The 2,346-nt window shown below is 65.1% G+C and carries 1 protein-coding gene; it reads right to left on the bottom strand.

Annotated features, from left to right (window positions below; genetic code table 11):
- Positions 1-39: 39 nt before the first annotated feature.
- Positions 40-2,229, bottom strand: a complete 2,190-nt coding sequence (locus DBR20_RS03855) for a TonB-dependent receptor (protein WP_108265245.1) — start codon at positions 2,227-2,229, stop codon at positions 40-42.
- Between the last annotated feature and the right edge of the window lie 117 nt (positions 2,230-2,346).

The raw sequence follows: 2,346 nt of genomic DNA on the forward strand, positions 1-2,346 counted from the left end.
GCAACCGGCGGGCCCTGCGGTCCGCCGGCTGATGCCCCTTCAGAACCGGTAGCCGACCTCGGCGCCGACAATGCGCGGGCTGTCCACCGGCCCGTAGTAGTTGCCATCGCGGCCGAAGGCCAGGTTGTCGAAGATCAGGCCGTTGATGCGGCGCTTGTCGGTCAGGTTCTGCACGAACACGCGCGTGCTCCACGGGCCCCGCTCGTAGCCCAGCTGCACGCCCAGCACGGCCACGGCCGGCTGGAACGCGCGGTTGCGCTCGTCCAGCGCGCTGGAACCGGTGAACTGCGATTCCACCCGGGCATAGATACCGGAGTCGAACTGATACCGCGCTGCCAGGTAGCCGGTGTAGTGCGGCGTCAGCTTGACCCGCTTGCCGTGCAGGTTCTCCTGCGGGCTGACCCACAGCTTGGTGTACGTCGCATCGACGTAGCCGACATTGGCCATCACCGTGAACCCGGGCGCGACTTCAAACACCCCTTCCAGCTCTGCACCACGCGAACGTATCGAGGCATCCGAGCCCACGTAGTCGGAGGAGATCGGCCGGCCGTTGGCATCGGTGGCCACCTGGATTTCCTGCCAGTTGTCCGAGCTGATATGGAACAGCGCGCCGCCGATATGGCCACGGCCGCCCGCCAGGTTCATCTTGAAGCCCACTTCATGGCTCCACATGCGTTCGGATTCGTAGCGCAGCACCTTGTCGTTGATCACATCGCTCTGCGCGGCGGCCAGGTTGAAGCCACCGGGGATGTATCCCTTGGCCGAGGCCGCATAGAACGACAGATCATCGCTGGCGTCATAGCGCAGCGAGATGCGCGGCAAGGTGGCCGAGAACGTATGCGCCAGGGCTGCGTCGCGGTAGCGGACCAGGCCCCCGGCGCCCAGGTCGAGGAATCCGGCCCGCTGTTCGGTGGAGCGGCGGGCCTGCTCGTGGCGGATGCCGAGGCTGGCGGTCAGCTTCGGCAATGCCGGCAGCGTATAGCTGGCGGTGGCGAACACACTGTAGTCCTCACCCTTGGAGGTCTGCCGCGGTGCCAGGTTGTAACTGTCCAGGCCGCGCAGCGCCGGGCCGACGAAGGTGCCCTGGATCGAATCCTTGTCGATGCGATAGGTCGATACACCTGCCATCCAGGTCAGCGCCTGGTCGCTGGGCGAGCTGAAGCGCGCCTCGGCATTCCATGCATTCTTCTTGTCGTAGATGTAGCCGGCCAGCGCGGAGCTGGCGGTCATGTCGAAGTCGTAGCCGGCCGAGGTGGTTTCCTCGCTGCGGTACGAGGCGGCGACATCCAGAGTGCCTGACTGCAGTTGCCACTGCGCGCTGAGGCCGGCAACGGTCTCGTCCTTTTCGGTGCGCTTGGGCGCATCGTTGATGTAGGTGAAATCACCTGCATGGCGGCCACCATTGAGGCGGTCGCCATAGGTGCGGTTGTAGAGGCCGGTATCCAGCGGCAGGTACTCGTACTCGAACATGCCTGGTGCGCGCGTGCGCAGGTGATAGGCCAAGGCGTTGACGGTCACGTAATCGCTGGGGCGCCAGCGCAGCTTGCCCTGCAGGTAGCCCTCTTTCACTTCGCCGCGCGCGCCGTACGGGGTCAGGTTCTTCAGGTGGGCATCCTCATCGGACCCCATGAACGCCACCGAGCCCGACAGCGTGCCGTCCTTGCTCAGCGGGCCCGCCAGGAAGCCATCCACGGCCGTGCCGTTGCCGTTGCCGAACCAGGTGCTGCGCACGTTCACCTCACCCTCGCGGGTATCGGCCGGGCCGCGCGTGCGCACCAGCACCAGCCCCGACTCGCTGTTGGCGCCGTACAGGGTTCCCTGCGGCCCCCGCAGCACCTCGACCGATTCCACCTGGTTGAGTACCGCGTTGCTCAGCTCGCGGAACGGAATGCCATCGATGTAGACCGACGCGCGGTTGACCAGGAAAGGATTGGATTCGATGCCGCGGATGGAAATGAACATGTTGCTCAGCTGGCCCATCACGTTGAACTTCACGTTGGGGGCCAGCTTGTCCAGGTCACGGAACTCGGTGACACCGGCTTCTTTCAGCGCCTGCCGATCAAGCACGGTCACCGACAGGTCACTCTTCAGGTAGGGCGTGTCGCGCTTGGAGCCGGTGACCACCACGCCATCGAGGGTGGTGGCATCGGCGGACTGCGCGTGGGCGGGAAGAACAGGAACGAGCAACGACGCTGCGACGAGGGCAACGGAGGAAACGGGGGCTTTCAAGGGAAACCTCATGAGGAACGGAAACGCGCCTGGCGGGCCGGCTGGCGCAAACTGTTATCCTGTAACATTCGACGCTCGCCGCCACTCCATTGCAGTCAGCGCTGCTCCATTCCTGGA

The organism is Stenotrophomonas sp. HMWF023, from assembly GCF_003060985.1.
In the GTDB taxonomy this organism is placed as follows: Bacteria; Pseudomonadota; Gammaproteobacteria; order Xanthomonadales; family Xanthomonadaceae; genus Stenotrophomonas; species Stenotrophomonas lactitubi.